At 42.8% G+C, this 15,799-nt stretch carries 17 protein-coding genes, 2 pseudogenes and 1 riboswitch; of the genes and pseudogenes, 16 read left to right on the forward strand and 3 right to left on the reverse strand.

Annotation, left to right across the window (positions count from 1 at the left end; translation table 11 throughout):
- Window positions 1-5 precede the first annotated feature (5 nt).
- The 3 genes and pseudogenes from ACLTWA_RS00695 (at window position 6) to ACLTWA_RS00705 (ending at window position 2,426) form a co-directional block, all read left to right on the forward strand.
- Window positions 6-1,184, forward strand: coding sequence for a phosphoribosylaminoimidazolecarboxamide formyltransferase (locus ACLTWA_RS00695; protein ID WP_412325637.1), 1,179 nt, complete (start codon window positions 6-8; stop codon window positions 1,182-1,184).
- Between the two features lie 174 nt (window positions 1,185-1,358).
- Window positions 1,359-1,661 (forward strand): annotated as a pseudogene (locus ACLTWA_RS00700) (sigma-70 family RNA polymerase sigma factor); the annotation flags it as partial.
- 219 nt (window positions 1,662-1,880) lie between these two features.
- Window positions 1,881-2,426 carry a cytochrome b5 domain-containing protein gene (locus tag ACLTWA_RS00705; protein WP_412325638.1) on the forward strand — a complete coding sequence of 182 codons (546 nt, stop codon included), beginning with the start codon at window positions 1,881-1,883 and terminating at the stop codon, window positions 2,424-2,426.
- Window positions 2,427-2,503: 77 nt separating this feature from the next.
- On the opposite strand, the gene ACLTWA_RS00710 is transcribed toward ACLTWA_RS00705, so the two are convergent.
- Complete coding sequence (locus ACLTWA_RS00710) at window positions 2,504-2,671, reverse strand: hypothetical protein (RefSeq protein ID WP_412325639.1); 168 nt, start codon at window positions 2,669-2,671, stop codon at window positions 2,504-2,506.
- A 133-nt stretch (window positions 2,672-2,804) separates the two neighbouring features.
- Between ACLTWA_RS00710 and ACLTWA_RS00715 the strand changes: the two genes are divergently transcribed.
- The 7 genes and pseudogenes from ACLTWA_RS00715 to ACLTWA_RS00745 all read left to right on the forward strand — a co-directional run bounded on the left by ACLTWA_RS00715 (window position 2,805) and on the right by ACLTWA_RS00745 (window position 8,291).
- Complete coding sequence (locus ACLTWA_RS00715; protein WP_412325640.1) at window positions 2,805-4,472, forward strand: recombinase family protein; 1,668 nt, start codon at window positions 2,805-2,807, stop codon at window positions 4,470-4,472.
- Window positions 4,462-4,836, forward strand: a pseudogene (locus ACLTWA_RS00720) (sigma-70 family RNA polymerase sigma factor); the annotation flags it as partial. The gene ACLTWA_RS00715 and the pseudogene ACLTWA_RS00720, both read left to right, overlap by 11 nt.
- Window positions 4,837-4,953: 117 nt before the next feature.
- Window positions 4,954-5,502: a signal peptidase I gene (lepB, locus tag ACLTWA_RS00725; protein ID WP_412325641.1), complete on the forward strand. Its 549-nt coding sequence runs from the start codon at window positions 4,954-4,956 to the stop codon at window positions 5,500-5,502.
- Between the two features lie 65 nt (window positions 5,503-5,567).
- Complete coding sequence (locus ACLTWA_RS00730; RefSeq protein WP_412325642.1) at window positions 5,568-6,188, forward strand: sporulation protein; 621 nt, start codon at window positions 5,568-5,570, stop codon at window positions 6,186-6,188.
- Between the two features lie 93 nt (window positions 6,189-6,281).
- The gene (gene fliB, locus ACLTWA_RS00735) at window positions 6,282-7,442 is read left to right on the forward strand and encodes a flagellin lysine-N-methylase (RefSeq protein ID WP_412325643.1); all 1,161 of its coding nucleotides are present in this window, start codon (window positions 6,282-6,284) and stop codon (window positions 7,440-7,442) included.
- Between the two features lie 7 nt (window positions 7,443-7,449).
- Entirely contained in the window at window positions 7,450-7,917 is a 468-nt protein-coding gene (locus ACLTWA_RS00740) for a DUF2752 domain-containing protein (RefSeq protein ID WP_412325644.1), read from the forward strand.
- A gap of 83 nt (window positions 7,918-8,000) precedes the next feature.
- A complete protein-coding gene (locus tag ACLTWA_RS00745; protein ID WP_412325645.1) occupies window positions 8,001-8,291 on the forward strand; it encodes a hypothetical protein in 291 nt (96 codons plus the stop codon).
- Window positions 8,292-8,455: 164 nt separating this feature from the next.
- On the opposite strand, the gene ACLTWA_RS00750 is transcribed toward ACLTWA_RS00745, so the two are convergent.
- Both ACLTWA_RS00750 and ACLTWA_RS00755 read right to left on the reverse strand, forming a co-directional pair.
- Window positions 8,456-9,148, reverse strand: coding sequence for an LrgB family protein (locus tag ACLTWA_RS00750; RefSeq protein WP_412325646.1), 693 nt, complete (start codon window positions 9,146-9,148; stop codon window positions 8,456-8,458).
- Window positions 9,141-9,512: a CidA/LrgA family protein gene (locus ACLTWA_RS00755; protein WP_412325647.1), complete on the reverse strand. Its 372-nt coding sequence runs from the start codon at window positions 9,510-9,512 to the stop codon at window positions 9,141-9,143. Before ACLTWA_RS00755 ends, ACLTWA_RS00750 begins: the two co-directional genes overlap by 8 nt.
- 158 nt (window positions 9,513-9,670) lie before the next feature.
- A riboswitch (THF riboswitch) is annotated at window positions 9,671-9,768 on the forward strand.
- A 62-nt stretch (window positions 9,769-9,830) separates the two neighbouring features.
- Between ACLTWA_RS00755 and ACLTWA_RS00760 the strand changes: the two genes are divergently transcribed.
- The 6 genes from ACLTWA_RS00760 (at window position 9,831) to ACLTWA_RS00785 (ending at window position 15,796) form a co-directional block, all read left to right on the forward strand.
- Window positions 9,831-10,403 carry a folate family ECF transporter S component gene (locus ACLTWA_RS00760; protein WP_412325648.1) on the forward strand — a complete coding sequence of 191 codons (573 nt, stop codon included), beginning with the start codon at window positions 9,831-9,833 and terminating at the stop codon, window positions 10,401-10,403.
- 211 nt (window positions 10,404-10,614) lie between these two features.
- Window positions 10,615-11,454, forward strand: a complete 840-nt coding sequence (locus tag ACLTWA_RS00765) for a P-loop NTPase (protein ID WP_412325649.1) — start codon at window positions 10,615-10,617, stop codon at window positions 11,452-11,454.
- 29 nt (window positions 11,455-11,483) lie between these two features.
- Entirely contained in the window at window positions 11,484-12,203 is a 720-nt protein-coding gene (locus ACLTWA_RS00770; protein WP_412325650.1) for a GTP pyrophosphokinase family protein, read from the forward strand.
- A gap of 131 nt (window positions 12,204-12,334) precedes the next feature.
- A complete protein-coding gene (locus ACLTWA_RS00775) occupies window positions 12,335-13,330 on the forward strand; it encodes a dipeptidase (protein WP_412325651.1) in 996 nt (331 codons plus the stop codon).
- A 98-nt stretch (window positions 13,331-13,428) separates the two neighbouring features.
- Complete coding sequence (locus ACLTWA_RS00780; protein WP_412325652.1) at window positions 13,429-15,090, forward strand: Na/Pi cotransporter family protein; 1,662 nt, start codon at window positions 13,429-13,431, stop codon at window positions 15,088-15,090.
- A 16-nt stretch (window positions 15,091-15,106) separates the two neighbouring features.
- Window positions 15,107-15,796, forward strand: coding sequence for a response regulator transcription factor (locus ACLTWA_RS00785; RefSeq protein WP_412325653.1), 690 nt, complete (start codon window positions 15,107-15,109; stop codon window positions 15,794-15,796).
- The last annotated feature ends 3 nt before the right edge of the window (window positions 15,797-15,799 follow it).

Raw genomic sequence — 15,799 nt, forward strand, 5'->3', positions numbered from 1 at the left:
TGAGGATGAACGAACTGGAATTAAAATATGGCTGTAACCCCAATCAGAAACCGTCACGGATCTATATGTCCGAAGGAAAAGAACTTCCCATTCAGGTGTTAAGCGGACGTCCTGGATATATTAATTTTTTAGATGCCTTTAACGGCTGGCAGTTAGTGAAGGAATTAAAGGAAGCAACCGGACTTCCCGCAGCGGCTTCTTTTAAGCATGTATCTCCCGCAGGAGCCGCCGTAGGCCTGCCTCTTGATCCTGTTCTTGCGAACATTTACTGGGTGAATGATATGGAAGAGCTTTCTCCCCTTGCTTGTGCCTATGCGCGCGCCAGAGGGGCTGACCGCATGTCTTCTTTTGGAGATTTTATCGCTCTTTCTGATATCTGCGATGTGGATACGGCCAAGATCATTAAGCGTGAAGTCTCCGATGGAGTTATTGCTCCCGGATTCGAGCCGGAAGCGCTGGCAATCTTAAAAGCAAAAAAGAACGGGAATTATAATGTGATCGAAATCGACCCGGACTACAAACCGGAACCGGTAGAGAAAAAGCAGGTATACGGAATCGTGTTTGAGCAGGGAAGAAATGAACTGAAGATCAATGAGGAGCTTTTATCAAATGTAGTTACAGAGAATAAGGATATACCGGATTCTGCAAAGATGGATATGATCATTTCCCTTATTACCTTAAAGTACACACAGTCAAATTCAGTTTGTTACTCCATGGGCGGACAGGCCATTGGAATTGGAGCCGGGCAGCAGTCAAGAGTTCATTGTACCAGACTTGCAGGAAACAAAGCCGACAACTGGTATTTGCGTCAGGCGCCTAAAGTTCTTGACCTGCCATTTGTAGACGGAATCCGCCGTGCAGACAGGGACAATGCCATCGATGTCTACATCGGTGAGGAGTATATGGATGTATTGGCTGATGGAAGATGGGAGTCAGTTTTTAAGGTGAAACCTCCGGTATTCACAAGAGAAGAAAAACGGGCCTGGCTGGATCAGCTTACCGGCGTTTCTTTAGGCTCCGATGCATTTTTCCCGTTTGGCGACAACATTGACAGGGCTTATAAAAGCGGGGTGAAGTATGTGGCCCAGCCGGGAGGTTCTGTTCGTGATGACCAGGTAATAGAAACATGCAATAAATATGGAATGGCAATGGCATTTACAGGAATTCGTCTGTTCCATCATTAATATGGTTTTTATAAAACCGGACAGGAAGGCAGGATATGACTGCATCTTCTGTCCGGTTTTTTTGCAGCAGCTTTCAGCCGTAATAAAAGAAGTACCAGCCTATATTTGTTGTAAAAGCACTTTCATGGAAAGGGCGGCATAAAATGAGAGTAAGTAAGTTTAAGGTGGCTTTCTTTGAAAACTTTTCCCAAACCTTTAACTGCGCGAGAGGAACGAGAGTGTCTGGAACGATACCAGGAAGGGGATCAGGAGGCGAGAGCCACACTCATCGAGCGGAATATGCGTCTGGTAGCCCATGTGGCAAAAAAATATCAGAATACGGATTATGATATGGAAGATCTCCTTTCTGTGGGAACCATTGGTCTGATCAAAGCCGTAAACACCTTCCACCCGGACAGAGGCTCAAGGCTGGCCACATATGCGGCCAAATGTGTGGAAAATGATATCCTATCACAATGGCTCTTAAAGAGGCGGAATCTGCTTAAAGATTGAAAGGAAGAATTGCTGACAGATAAAGATGTAAGCGGACGCAGAGAATATTTCCGTTGGTCTTTCATATACATAGCAATATCAGCAGGGAGAAAATATGTCATTATGCGTGAAAGGGCATACCGCTACATATATTTTAACAGACCCATGCGGCTAACCCCTTTTTGGTCAAGCAATAATCCTGTATTCTTTTATGGAGGTATTGATATGGAATTAGAACTGTTTTTAAATTATGTAGGCAAAAGCTTAAAAAAGATTAATTCTGACGTGGAAAAGCTGCATTCAAATCTTTACAACAAGGATGATATTCTGGACAGTATAAGCAGTGAGGTGATCATGCTTGAAAACCATATTCAGTATTTCAGCCAGATCAATCAGGCCGCTCTGGAAGAAGAGAATGGGTCCCCGGTTCCAGGAGAAGGTACAGTTCCGGAAGGAGGTACAGTTCCCGAAGAAGGTACAGTTCCGGAAGAAGGTACGGTTCCAGGAGATGATACGGTTCCGGAAGAAGAGAAACCAAGAGTTTTTACATTGGAAGAACTGGCACAGTATACTGGAAAAGACGGAGCACCGGCTTATGTGGCGGTAAATGGGGTCGTATATGACGTGACCAATAATCCCCTTTGGGCGGGTGGAAACCATTTCTTTGGATTGACTGCGGGCAGGGATTTGAGCAATGAGTTTCAGATGTGCCATCCTGGAGCCATTGTATTAAGTGTCCTTCCGGTCGTTGGTTCTCTGGCAGCAGAATAAAGAGCATTCGGACAGAAAGAGTTTTCCTATCATACCCTTTGCTGATGGGTGGGGTATGATAGGCTTTTCCTTTTCTTTTACGGTTTATCTGGACGGATCTCTTTTATAAGAGCTTGTTTTTGATAATTGGGACAAGAAAGCTGTTTTAAATGACGCAGAATAGCCTGATTATGAATGAGAGCTGCTTTTTTTCCCAATTCTTTCTGATCCGCTTCCTCTTTGGGGTGGTGTACGATCATATTCATGATATATACTTTCGGAAATGTAGTTATTATAATGTATGATGTTCTGCGTGTCCGGTATGTTTGCGGAAAAGAGTTTTGAAAAAAGAGGGTACCTGGCAGCAGGAAGGTATTCTGGCAGCGGGGAGGCAAAGCAATGGAAGAGAAAAATCAGTTTGCGATCTACTCGAGAAAATCAAAATTTACAGGAAAAGGCGAAAGTATCGGAAATCAAATTGAACTTTGCAGGCAATATATATCCTCGCACTATGGAGAGGAATATGCCGTTAGCGCTTACATCTATGAAGATGAAGGTTTTTCGGGAGGCAATTTGGAACGGCCTCAGTTTAAAATTATGATGCAGGAGGCGAAAAAAAAGAAGTTTACGGCCATTGTCTGCTACCGGCTGGACAGAATCAGCCGTAACATCGGTGACTTTGCCAGCCTCATTGAGGAACTCAATGATCTGCACATATCCTTTATTTCCATCAAAGAGCAATTTGATACATCCTCTCCCATGGGCAGGGCCATGATGTATATTGCTTCTGTTTTTTCCCAATTGGAAAGGGAAACCATTGCAGAGCGTATCCGTGATAATATGCACGAGCTTTCCAAAAGCGGAAGATGGCTTGGAGGAAATACGCCTACCGGCTACGAATCGGAAAGCAGTTCATCGGTGACCATAGAAGGAAAGGTAAAGAAAGCCTATCACTTGAAGCTGATTCCGGAAGAAGCAAAGCTGGTACGGACAATCTATGAAAAGTTTCTGGAGACCGGTTCTCTTACAAAGACAGAAACGTACCTGCTTCAAAACGGATATAAAACAAAATATAACCGTCAATTCAGCCGGTTTGCCATAAAAGGGATTCTGACCAATCCGGTTTATATGGTGGCCGATTCGGATGCATATACATATCTAAAAGAAAAAAAGGTGGATTTATTTGCAGAAAAAGAAGAATTTGACGGGACATTTGGTGTGATTGCCTACAACCGTACGCTTCAAAAGCCAGGAAAGGCCCATGAGATGAAGGAAATGGAGGAATGGATCGTAGCCGTTGGAAAGCATAAGGGCCTGATTCCCGGCGCCTTGTGGGTCAATGTCCAGAAGCTGCTTGACCGGAACAAATCAAAAAATTACCGAAAGCCCCGAAGCAATGTGGCACTGATGTCAGGTCTGCTGTTTTGCGGTGCATGCGGAAATTATATGAGGCCCAAATTGTCGGGGCGGTTAAATTCCAATGGAGAGCAGATTTATTCTTATTTGTGTTCTCTGAAGGAAAAAAGCCGCATGAAGTGCTGCCGCATGAATAATCCCAATGGGAATACACTGGATCAGCTGGTCATTGAGGAAATTAAAAATATCTCTGAGGATCAGGAGGAATTTCAGCTGCAGCTAAAGAAAAGCAGAAAGCTTCTGGAAGAGGACAAGGAGGAAGTGGAATCCCATATCCATCGTTTGAAAGAAGAATCTGAAAATATGGACGCTGAAATCATTGGTCTTGTATCTTCCTTAAAAAAAGCAGGAGGAACCGCAGCAGAAGAGTATATATTAAGGCAGATCGAAGAGCTCCATAAAAAGAAAGAAGAAAACCGGCAGAGGCTGACAGAGCTTAAACGGGCATCAGTAAAAGAAGAACTTTCCCACCTTGAATTTGATCTTTTAAAACAGACCTTATTAACCTTTAAGGGTACTGTAGATATTATGGATGTGGAGCAGAAGCGGATGGCAATCAAGGCATTGGTGAAAAAGGCAGTATGGGATGGAAAATGCATACATCTGTACTATTATGGAGCAGAGGAGCCGCAGGGAGATCATAGCAAATGAAATCCTAATGCTTCTTCGTGCAAATAAAAAATATTCCAAAGAGGTTTCTTTGTTTGAACCCATCGGCGTAGACAAGGATGGAGAGACCGTAAGTCTTGTTGATGTAATTGAAATGGAAAATAAAGAAACCCTGGAAACAATTATTTTAAAACAGGATATCAAGGAACTGTATCAGGCGTTTGACAGCTGCTTGAAAGACAATGAGAAAACCATTATTGGCATGCGGTATGGTCTTAACGGTGGAAAAGAGTATACACAGCGTGAGATTGCCGATTTGATGGGGATATCCAGATCTTACGTTTCACGGCTTGAAAAAAAAGCTCTGGAACGGCTGCGGGCGGAATTAAAAAAATATGGTGTCTGATGTGAAAAAGCAGGGAGTCAAACAAGCCCTGCTTTTTTGCAAGCCCAAAATGGCTTGAACCGTAAAAACAAATTTGATACAATATAAGAAAACAAACGGATAAAGGACAAGTTAATTATGAAGGAAAGCCGGCAGAGCAACTGGAAGAAAGAATTATTTGAATGGGTCAGGATTATTGTAATGGCATCTGCCATTGCTTTTTTCATCAATACATGTATTATCGCAAACAGCAGAGTTCCTACCGGTTCTATGGAGACTACGATTATGCCGGGAGACCGGATATTCGGCTCCAGACTCGCTTATAAGCTGGGAGAAGATCCAAAACGGGGAGACGTTGTTATCTTTGATCATAGGACAGGGCCAGGGCCGGAAGAAACCCGTCTGGTAAAGCGTATCATCGGTCTTCCGGGGGAGACGGTGGATATACGGAACAACCAGATATATATTAATGGTTCTGAAACTCCTCTTCATGAACCTTATCTGCCGGAGAAAATGGATACGGAAGACTACCATTTTGAAGTGCCGGAAGGCTGTTATTTTATGCTTGGGGACAACCGGAATAATTCTGCTGATGCCAGGTATTGGCCGGATCCCTATGTGCCGGAGAACAAGATCCTTGCAAAGGTTTTCATCCGGTACTATCCTGGAATTAAAGCAATTCATTAGTTTGAAAGGGTTCCAAATGAACGGGGAATGAATATATTAAAAGAAAAAGGTGAGTTCAGTGGCATATGCGTGATATATTCATTCTAGTACTTGCACTTTCTACGGACAGCTTTGTTGCCAGCGCTGCCTATGGGGCAAACCGGCTTCGCATATCACTTGCAAAGGTGATTGCAGTCAATCTTATATGCAGTGGATGTCTGGGGGCTGCCCTGCTGTTTGGCAGCGTACTTCATGGATTGGTACCGGAAGCCTTTGCCAAAGGATTGGGCTTTGCATGCCTGTTCTTTTTAGGAGTTATTAAGCTTTTGGATTACTTTATTAAAAAATACATCAATAATCATGTGAATGTTCGCAAAGATCTTACATTCTCTATTTCCGGTCTGAGCATCATCATAAATATTTATGGGAACCCTATGGCAGCGGATTGGGATGAATCAAAATCACTGTCATGGAAAGAAACCGTGATGTTTTCTCTGGCGATGTCCATGGACAGTCTGGTGGCAGGAAGTTTATCCGGATTTTTGTTTATCTCTCCTGGTCTGGCTGCTTTGGTATCCCTTCTGGTTGGAATCCTGGTCATGTATATGGGTCTCATCCTGGGACATGAACTGGCAGCCAGGAAAAATTGGGATTTATCCTGGGTAAGCGGAATCCTGTTTTTGTTCCTGGCCTTTGGAAAACTGTAAAATAAAGATTAAAAATGAGGTTTGACTCTTTTGGGGTTGAACCTCATTTTTAAATGCGGTATAATTCTTATCAAAAAACGGGAGTAACCATTCATGCAGTTTACCATACCTCATTATTATAATAAGTTTCATTGCTCGGCGGGAGCCTGTTCCGATACCTGCTGTGCCGGCTGGGCCATCATGATCGATGAACGTTCCAGGAGGCGTTACCGTTTGCAAAAGGGGGCGTTTGGAGAAAGGCTTCGCCGGTCCATTGACTGGAAGAACCGTTCTTTTAGGCAGTATGGCCGCCGGTGTGTATTTTTAAATCAGGACAACCTCTGCGATATGTATGCCGAAGCCGGACCGAAGATGCTCTGTAAGACCTGCCGGGATTATCCCCGGCACACGGAAGAATACGAAGGAGTAAGAGAAATATCCCTGTCCTTGTCCTGTGAAGAGGCAGCCAGACTGATTCTTGGCACGCAGGAGAAAGTCCGTTTTCTGACAAAGGAAGATGACAGAAGGGAGTCCTATGAAGATTTTGATTTCTTCTTGTATAGAAAACTTTTGGATTCCAGAGCTGTGATATTTTCCATCCTTCAAAACCGGAGTATGGCATGCGGCCTGCGTATGGCAATGGCACTTGGACTGACGCATGACATTCAAAGAAGAATTCGGGAAGACAGTCTTTATAAGATTGATGAACTTTTAAAACGGTATACAAGGGAAACTGCATGGAAGGCTGTTGAGGCGAAGCTCTTCGCACGTAAGAGCAGCGGTTCGGCCCGGTTTGAAAAAATGTTGTCCTGGTTTGGTTTGTTTCAGGAACTGGAAGTTTTGAATGCCGATTGGCCCCGGTACATAGGAACCTTAAAGACGCTGCTGTTTGACGAGGGAGCTGCTGCCTATGAAGCCAACCGCCGTTCTTTTTATCAGTATTTAATGGAAGATGAGGAGCAGAACAACCAGTGGGAGCTGTGGAGTGAACAGCTCCTGGTGTATTTTGTATTCACTTATTTTTGCGGTTCCGTTTATGATGGACAGCCTTATGCTAAGATGAAACTTGCCGTGGTGAGTACCCTTCTTATCCAGGAGATGGCACAGGCGGTCTTTAAAATGAGGGAGGGCAGGCTGGACTTTTCTGAATTCGTTCATCTTTCCCATCGTTTCTCCAGAGAGGTGGAACATTCTGATCTGAATTTAAATGCATTGGATCGTATCTTCTGCACCGATTCAAGGTTTGGGCTGGATTCCATCCTTTCCATTATATAGGAGGTGCATGGTGAATGTTACAAAGGATATAAATGCAGAAAAAAGGCAGAAAAAAAGCAAAGCAGGAGTCTCAATCCCACTTCTGGTCTTATTTGCAGTGTATTGCGCCGTAATGTATGCCATGACAGGAGGTCTGTGTGCATTCCGGGGATTGACGGGAATTCCCTGCCCTGGCTGCGGAGGCACCAGAGCACTTCTTCACCTGGCAAAAGGGGATATATCCGGATGTATCGAATTGAATCCATCGGCACCGCTTATTTTTTTATGCCTGTTGAATGAAATTCGTGTAAGCTGGTTTAACAGAGGAGATAAAAGGTTTGCCGGTGTGCTGCTGCTTGTCAGTGTAGCCATTTCTCTTATTTTGTATATCGTGCGGATGAAGCTGTACTTTCCTTATAGAGAACCCTATGTATTTTATGATAACAGCCTTCTGTTATACATTTTAAGGGGATTGCAGTCGATAACAGGTATATAAACAAGAAATTTATACCAAATTATGAAAATCTATGCTATAATATGAGGCGTTATAAAAAACAAAGTTTACCAAGGAGGAAAAGTATGGAAAACGATAACAATGTAAGCTATCAGGGAAACCAGTATTCTACTCAGGCAGACCCAAACAAAAGTGTAATGACCATGGGCGAGTGGGTGATTACTCTGATTATTATGATGATACCATGTGTAAACATTATCATGATGTTCATCTGGGCTTTTGGAAATGGCAATGAGAACCGCAAAAATTTCTGCAGAGCGAACCTGATTATCACAGCAGTCAGTGTTGTACTTGTATTCATATTATATCTGACTGTTTTTGCAAGTATTATTGCAGCAGCTGGAAGCTATTATTAAAAAGGATTGTTGCAGCATAGCTTCAATAAAGAATAATGTACATAAAAACGTCTTGACACAGACTTTTAAAGCCTGTATCAAGACGTTTTTCATGTTATCGATATGATTTTTTTATGAGCTGCTGTAACTCCATGATGTAACATTATTATTTTTATCATTGATAATTATAAAAAGTTGGCAAAAACAGATGCAAAAACCACGGTACAGAGTCCGGAAGTAGCAATGGCAAGGCTGCTCATGGCCCCTTCAATTTCTCCCATTTCCAGGGCTTTTGTAGTTCCTATGGCGTGGGCAGAGGCACCAATGGCAATTCCAATGGCAACCGGTTCGGTAATATGAAACACCCGGCAGACAGTCTCTGCAATCATATTGCCTAAAATTCCAGTTATAATGATGCTTGCAACTGTAATAGTTACAAATCCTTTCATCTCTTCCGAAACGCCCATGGCGATGGCTGTTGTAATGGATTTTGGAAGAAATGTGACGTATTCCTGATGATTTAAGCCAAATACGATGGCTAACAGCAGTACTGTGACCATGGTCGTGATGGCACCTGTCAGTGTTCCTGCCAGTATTGCTTTGGAATGCTTCCTTAAAAGTTCTATCTGACGGTACAAAGGAATGGCCAGACAGATCGTGGCTGGAGTGAGAAGGTAGCTGATGTATTTTGCACTCTGGTTGTATACTTCATATTTGATCTTAAATACAGATAAAAGGGCCATTACAACCACGATAGATATTAAAAGCGGATTAAAAACAGGGGATTTAAACTTTCGTTTCAACAAAAGTCCCAGTTCATAGCTTAGTAAACTTACTGCTGCGCCGAAAAATAAAAAACTGTTTATCGTGTTACTCATTGTCGTCGTCCTTTCTCTTCCGGTCAATCCGAATGAAAAATTGGGTCACTCTACCGGTAATCGCCATAACTATGACAGTGGAAATCAGGGTTATCACAAGGAACGGTATCAATATGGGACCAAGAATCCCCCAGGAATCCAAAAGCCCTACCGCTGCGGGAATAAACATTACCGGCATGATCTCAATAAGAAATATACTGGCGTCTTCCACTGCGCTTAAAGGTATGAGCTTTGTTGCCAGCCCGATTAACATAATCAGCAAGCCGTAAATGCTGGCAGGGATGGGAAGAGGGACGAACAAATGAATGATTTCTCCGATCAGGGATATAAAAAGAATAATGCTGAATTGTCTTAAGTATTTCATAACTACGCCTCCTGCGTTTTTGTCGAATTTTCAGCTATGTTTTATCCTAAACTTAATTTAACGGCTTGTCAATTGCTTTTGAATGAGAACAAAAAAATACTTGTTTTATTTTATATATATGATATACTGATGACGTTACAAAATAAAATATGAAAAGTCGCAGAGTAGACTGGTGTGCGTTAAGTGCTGAATGAACAGGGAGTTGTCATTCGGACGAAAAGATTTTCTTGCGGTACACAAGTCGCATCCCGCTGCATCAGAAGATAAGTCTATTTATCTCCGGTTGTAGTCTGAGGTCTGCAAAGGAGGTATTTTTTTATGAAAAAATTCGTCACTTTGTTCACCGATTCTTACAGAGAGCTTAAGTATGTAAGAACCATCACCACTGCCGCCATGTTTGGCGCCATAGCAATTATTCTTGGTATGTTTTCCGTTAATTTCGGAAATTACATCAGGATAGGGTTCGCCTCGATTCCCAATGGAATGATTTCCTATCTGTTTGGACCTGTTGTAGGCGGTTTGTTTTCCGGAAGTTTGGATGTGCTTAAATACTTATTAAAGCCCAATGGCCCATTTTTCCCGGGACTTACCTTGGTGACCGTACTATCAGGTATTATGTATGGCTGCTTCTATTATAAGAGGCCCGTCACCTTAAAACGGGTCCTGATCTCCAAACTGGTCGTCATGCTGATCTGTAATCTGCTTTTAAACACCCTTTGTTTATCCATACTGTATGGAAAAGGCTTTATGGTACTTCTTCCGGCAAGAGCATTAAAAAACTTTGTGATGTGGCCCATTGATTCCCTGATTTTTTATTCTATGATAAAGTCCCTGGATTCCCTGGGAGTTTTTCGGATCATTCAGAACCCCTGGGCTGCCAGAACAAAATAAGCGGCTCATTGGTGATATTGTATTAAAAATAAGCCATTGTTTTGTATTCGTCTGTATAAATTCCATGGACAGAAATCTTTTTTCATACTATAATCTTAAGTATCCGTATTTTATTCTCATTGCGGATGAAGGGTATGTGTCTGACGAAAACAGAGGATCGTCCATGGGACCTCACTCTATGTATTAGATTATTTGTTAGGAGGAATGAATCATGAGTGATACAGATTGTACTCATAATTGCAATAGCTGCGGGGAAAGCTGTCCGAGCAGACAGGAAGGACCCCAGAGTTTTTTAGAACCATTAAATCCTGCCAGTAAAGTGAAAAAAGTAATTGGTGTTGTGAGCGGAAAGGGCGGAGTGGGCAAATCACTGGTGACTACCATGATGGCAGTCCGCATGAAAGCCAAGGGTTATAAGACGGCTATATTAGATGCGGATATTACAGGTCCTTCCATTCCAAAAGCATTTGGTCTTTCCGATGCAGGCGTAGGAATGGCACCTAACGGACTTATGATTCCTGCAATTTCCAATACAGGAATCGAAGTTATGTCTGCCAATCTTTTATTAGACAATGAAACAGACCCGGTCATCTGGAGAGGGCCTGTGATAGCAGGAACGGTAAAACAGTTCTGGCAGAACGTGCTCTGGGAAGATATTGATTATATGTTCGTGGACATGCCTCCGGGTACCGGTGACGTTCCGCTTACCGTATTCCAGTCTCTGCCTGTGAATGGCATCATCATTGTAACCTCTCCTCAGGAGCTGGTTTCCATGATCGTTGCAAAGGCAGTAAACATGGCAAAAAAGATGAACGTGCCGATCCTTGGGCTTATTGAAAATATGAGCTATTTAAACTGCCCGGACTGCGGGAAAAAGATTGCAGTCTTTGGGGAAAGCCATATCGACGAAGTGGCAGAAAGCCATGGGCTTGATGTCCTGGCAAAAATCCCAATCGATCCTAAAATCGCGGCAGCAGTGGATGGAGGCATGGTTGAATACTTGGAAGCTCCCTGGTTTGACGCTGCTGTTTTAGCAGCTGAAAAGGCTTAAGAGTGTTTCTTAACGATTGAGGTGTAAATATGAATATAAGCATGAACCCTAATAGCGAACTGATTCAGTCTATTGTGAACGTTCCGAACCTGGTTCAGGTTCCTGACCCATTATTAAAGCAGGCATATCAGTTTCAGGAAGCTATGATGATGTACACCTGTGCGATCCGGGAACTCAAAACCAAATTAGAGGTTTTAAACGATGAATTATCCGTAAGAAACTCAAGAAACCCTATTGAAATGATTAAATCAAGAGTGAAAAAACCGGTCAGTATTGTTGAAAAGCTGCAGCGCAGGGGGCTTCCTGTTTCTTTAGAGTCCATGATGGAAAATCTTGACGATGTGGCCGGAATCCGGGTCATCTGCTCATTTTTAGATGATATTTATGCAGTGGCTGAGATGCTGACCCGTCAGGATGACGTTCAAATCATTGCGATTAAGGATTATATCCGTCATCCAAAGAACAACGGCTACCGCAGTTATCATATGATTGTAGAGATTCCGGTATTTTTTTCAGACCAGAAAAAAATGATGAGAGTGGAAGTACAGATCCGTACCATTGCCATGGATTTCTGGGCCAGTCTTGACCATCAGTTAAAATATAAAAAAGAAGTGGAAAATTACTCGGAAGAAATAAGCGCAGAGCTGCGGGACTGTGCGGATGTGATTGCAAACACCGATGAGAGGATGCTTAACATCAGAAAAAAGATCGAGGCTCAGGGAATTGCAATAACAAATAAGGACCATTAACAAAAGAATAATTTTTTGCAAATATAACATAACAGGGATGCTATTTGCATAGTTACAGAAGGAGTAGCTCATTATGGGTTACTCCTTCTGTGTATGCAAAAAATTAATGGAATGGGGAAAGGATAGAAATTATGAAAGTTATTGATATGCACTGTGATACTATTTCAGAATTGTTTTACAGACGGGAACAGGGCAAGGAATACTCCCTTTTAAAAAATGACTGCCATATAGATTTGGAGCGTATGAAAAAAGGAGATTATTATTTGCAGAATTTTGCCTTATTTACAGAATTGCCCAGACACGAACGTCCTTTTGAATACTGTATGAAGCTTGTGGATCTTTTCTATACGGAAATAGAAAAAAATAAGGATCTGATCGGCGTTGTTACTTCCTATAAAGATATCGAAAACAACCGGCTGGCAGGGAAGATGTCCGCCATGCTCACCATTGAAGAGGGCGGTGTTTGCCAGGGGGAACTTGCATTTTTAAGGAATTTTTACCGGCTTGGAGTTCGTATGATGACACTTACATGGAATCACAAGAATGAGCTGGCCTATCCGAACCGCATCTGGCAGGAACATGGCGAGGCATTCTTTGAACCGGATATTGAGCACGGACTTACCGAAAAAGGGATTGAATTTTTAAGAGAAATGGAAGCGCTGGGCATTATCGTTGATGTATCCCATTTATCTGATGCTGGAATTGAAGATGTGTTCCGCTATACTACCAAACCCTTTGTAGCAAGCCATTCCAATGCCCGGACGGTGGCTTCCAATCCGAGAAATTTAACTGATGATATGATTCGCCGCCTTTCTGAGCGGGGAGGAGTAACAGGGCTTAATTACTGTGCGGCGTTTCTCCGTGACTGGAAAAAAGGAGAAGGAGTCATCAGCCGCGTGGAGGATATGGTTTTCCATATGAAGCATATGAAGCAGATTGGCGGTATTCAGTGCATTGGACTGGGTTCTGATTTTGATGGAATCGGCGGGAATCTGGAGATAAAATCTCCGGAAGATCTGCCTGTTTTAGAGGCAGCCATGAAAAAGGCTGGTTTTACAGACAGTGAAATTGAAGCTGTTTTTTATAAGAATGTTTTGCGGGTTTATAAAGAAATTTTACATGAATAAAAAAATTTACAAAGATTTTACCTTTCAGGGCATGATACTTTACATAGATTTGATATAGTACTTACAAGACATGTTGTTGTAGGATCGGGGGGAATACTATGTCGATGGAAGATTTTCAAATGTTTATAAAATTCTTAGGAGGACTTGGAATATTCCTCTATGGAATAGACCGAATGGCGGATGGTCTTCAAAAGTCGGCCGGTCACAAAATGCAGCAGCTATTGGGAGCCCTGACGGGGAACCGGATTATGGGAATCCTTCTTGGAACAGGAATTACTGCGATTATTTTCAGCAGTTCAGCAACTACCGTCATGGTAGTGGGCTTCGTCAATGCGGGGATTTTAAATCTTTCTCAGGCGGTCGGAATCATCATGGGTGCCAATATAGGAACTACCGTTACCAGTTGGATCGTATCCATGAATGAATGGGGGGAGATGTTAAAGCCGGAGCTTTTTTCACCGGTTCTGATTGTTGTTGGAGCGCTGTTAGGTTTTCTCTCCCAGAATGGAAAAAGGAAGCAGATCGGAGAAATACTGGTAGGATTCGGCCTTTTATTTATCGGTATTGGATTTATGTCCGGCTGCGCAGCAGTTTACCGCAACAATCCGGCTCTGCTTCATATATTTGCTTTTCTGGGAGAAAATCCGCTTCTTGGTGTGGCAGCAGGTCTTTTGGTTACCTGCCTGATTCAAAGTTCATCTGTATCCGTGGGAATATTACAGGTTCTGGCATCCAATGGAATTGTAAACTGGCAGACCGCCGTATTTATTAATTTAGGACAAAACATCGGATCCTGTGCAGCGGCTCTTCACTCAAGTGTTGGGGCAAACGCTACGGCAAGACGGGCAGCAGTGATTCATCTTCTATTTAATGTATCCGGTGCGGCAGTCTTTGGTGTACTGATGGCGGCAGTCTTTGGAGGGAATCCTGTCTTTGCTGCCGCTCCGGTCAACAGCGTGGAAATTTCCATATTCCATACGGTATTTAACGTCAGCAATACCATTCTTTTATTTCCGTTTGCAAACCTTTTGGTCAAAGCATCAGGAATGTTTGTCAGAGAGGACCGCATACAAAAAGAAAGCACCCTGGATTCTAAAGAAGAGATGAAGCGTCACCTGGACAGCAGGATTTTGGACACCCCGTCCTTTGCCATTGAAGGTGTAAACTACGAAGTGGTCAGAATGGGGTACGCAGCACTTCGGAATTTTGATCTGGCTGCCCATGTCCTTTTAAAAGATGACACGGGAGAAGCGGTACAAGTAAGAAAAATGGAACAAAAGATTGATGAATATGAAAAAATCCTCACAGACTATCTCATAAAGATCAGTAATCAGTCTTTAAATGAAGATCAGCATCTTACTGTAAAAAATCTTTTCTATACGGTCAGCGATTTTGAACGCATCAGCGACCACTGTGAAAATTTATCCGAACTGGCAGTGGAAAAAACAAGGCGGAATATTGTGTTTTCCGAAGAAGCGGACAGAGAACTGAGGGAGATGTTTCATGCCGTCCGTTCTTCTCTTGTACATGCCATAAAGGCAAAAGAGACAGCCGATATGACCGAGGTCCGTGCGGTTGTCCGGAGTGAAGAATTTGTGGACAATCTGGAGGAGGAATTCAGGGAACGTCACATTGAAAGGCTGTCATCACAGGCCTGTAAGCCGGAAAACGGTGTTATTTTTCTGGATGCTTTAAACAATCTGGAACGTATTTCAGACCATGCCCATAATATTGCTGGTTTTGTAAGAGATGAAATGTAAGGAAAGGGAGATTAAAATGGAACGAATCTATGTAATAGAAGACGATGATAACATCAGAGATTTGATAAAGATAGCCCTGGAAGGATTTGGCTATGAAGTGGCTGCTTTTGAGATGGCAGAAGACTGCTTAAAGCAGATTGAATCAGACAGACCTTCTCTTGCAGTGTTTGATTTGATGCTGCCGGGGATGGATGGACTGACAGCAATTCGCAGGATTCGCAAAATAGAATCTTTAAAAGATCTTCCGATTCTGGTGCTCACTGCTAAGGACAGGGAATTTGATAAGGTGGCAGGTCTGGATGGCGGAGCAGATGATTATATGACAAAGCCCTTTGGGGTCATGGAGCTTGCTGCCAGAATCCGAAGCCTTCTTCGCCGCAGTACCAGAGTCAATGTACCGGAAGATGAGCTGGAGCTTTACTGTCTGACCTTGAATAAAAAAACCAGAGAGGTTTACTGCGAAGGCGTTAAGGTAGAGCTGACCCTCAAGGAATTTGAACTGCTCCAGTATCTGATGGAAAATCACAACAAAGTGGTTACCAGAGATGAACTGCTCAATCAGATCTGGGGATATGATTATGACGGAGAAACCAGGACTTTGGACATGCATATCCGTACATTAAGGCAAAAGTTAGGTGAAAAAGGAAGTGCCTGTATTAAGACTGTCAGGGGAGTAGGATACCGGTTCATTCGGACAGAAGAGTAAATC

Source organism: Lacrimispora sp., from assembly GCF_046972725.1.
In the GTDB taxonomy this organism is placed as follows: Bacteria; Bacillota; Clostridia; order Lachnospirales; family Lachnospiraceae; genus Lacrimispora.

Excerpts from the sequence above, each read along its gene's own strand:
- ACLTWA_RS00695 (WP_412325637.1), top strand. The coding sequence starts at position 6 with ATGAACGAACTGGAATTAAAATATGGCTGTAACCCCAATCAGAAACCG.
- ACLTWA_RS00705 (WP_412325638.1), top strand. The coding sequence starts at position 1,881 with ATGGAATTAGAACTGTTTTTAAATTATGTAGGCAAAAGCTTAAAAAAG.
- ACLTWA_RS00710 (WP_412325639.1), bottom strand. The coding sequence starts at position 2,671 with ATGAATATGATCGTACACCACCCCAAAGAGGAAGCGGATCAGAAAGAA.
- ACLTWA_RS00715 (WP_412325640.1), top strand. The coding sequence starts at position 2,805 with ATGGAAGAGAAAAATCAGTTTGCGATCTACTCGAGAAAATCAAAATTT.
- lepB (WP_412325641.1), top strand. The coding sequence starts at position 4,954 with ATGAAGGAAAGCCGGCAGAGCAACTGGAAGAAAGAATTATTTGAATGG.
- ACLTWA_RS00730 (WP_412325642.1), top strand. The coding sequence starts at position 5,568 with ATGCGTGATATATTCATTCTAGTACTTGCACTTTCTACGGACAGCTTT.
- fliB (WP_412325643.1), top strand. The coding sequence starts at position 6,282 with ATGCAGTTTACCATACCTCATTATTATAATAAGTTTCATTGCTCGGCG.
- ACLTWA_RS00740 (WP_412325644.1), top strand. The coding sequence starts at position 7,450 with ATGGTGAATGTTACAAAGGATATAAATGCAGAAAAAAGGCAGAAAAAA.
- ACLTWA_RS00745 (WP_412325645.1), top strand. The coding sequence starts at position 8,001 with ATGGAAAACGATAACAATGTAAGCTATCAGGGAAACCAGTATTCTACT.
- ACLTWA_RS00750 (WP_412325646.1), bottom strand. The coding sequence starts at position 9,148 with ATGAGTAACACGATAAACAGTTTTTTATTTTTCGGCGCAGCAGTAAGT.
- ACLTWA_RS00755 (WP_412325647.1), bottom strand. The coding sequence starts at position 9,512 with ATGAAATACTTAAGACAATTCAGCATTATTCTTTTTATATCCCTGATC.
- ACLTWA_RS00760 (WP_412325648.1), top strand. The coding sequence starts at position 9,831 with ATGAAAAAATTCGTCACTTTGTTCACCGATTCTTACAGAGAGCTTAAG.
- ACLTWA_RS00765 (WP_412325649.1), top strand. The coding sequence starts at position 10,615 with ATGAGTGATACAGATTGTACTCATAATTGCAATAGCTGCGGGGAAAGC.
- ACLTWA_RS00770 (WP_412325650.1), top strand. The coding sequence starts at position 11,484 with ATGAATATAAGCATGAACCCTAATAGCGAACTGATTCAGTCTATTGTG.
- ACLTWA_RS00775 (WP_412325651.1), top strand. The coding sequence starts at position 12,335 with ATGAAAGTTATTGATATGCACTGTGATACTATTTCAGAATTGTTTTAC.
- ACLTWA_RS00780 (WP_412325652.1), top strand. The coding sequence starts at position 13,429 with ATGTCGATGGAAGATTTTCAAATGTTTATAAAATTCTTAGGAGGACTT.
- ACLTWA_RS00785 (WP_412325653.1), top strand. The coding sequence starts at position 15,107 with ATGGAACGAATCTATGTAATAGAAGACGATGATAACATCAGAGATTTG.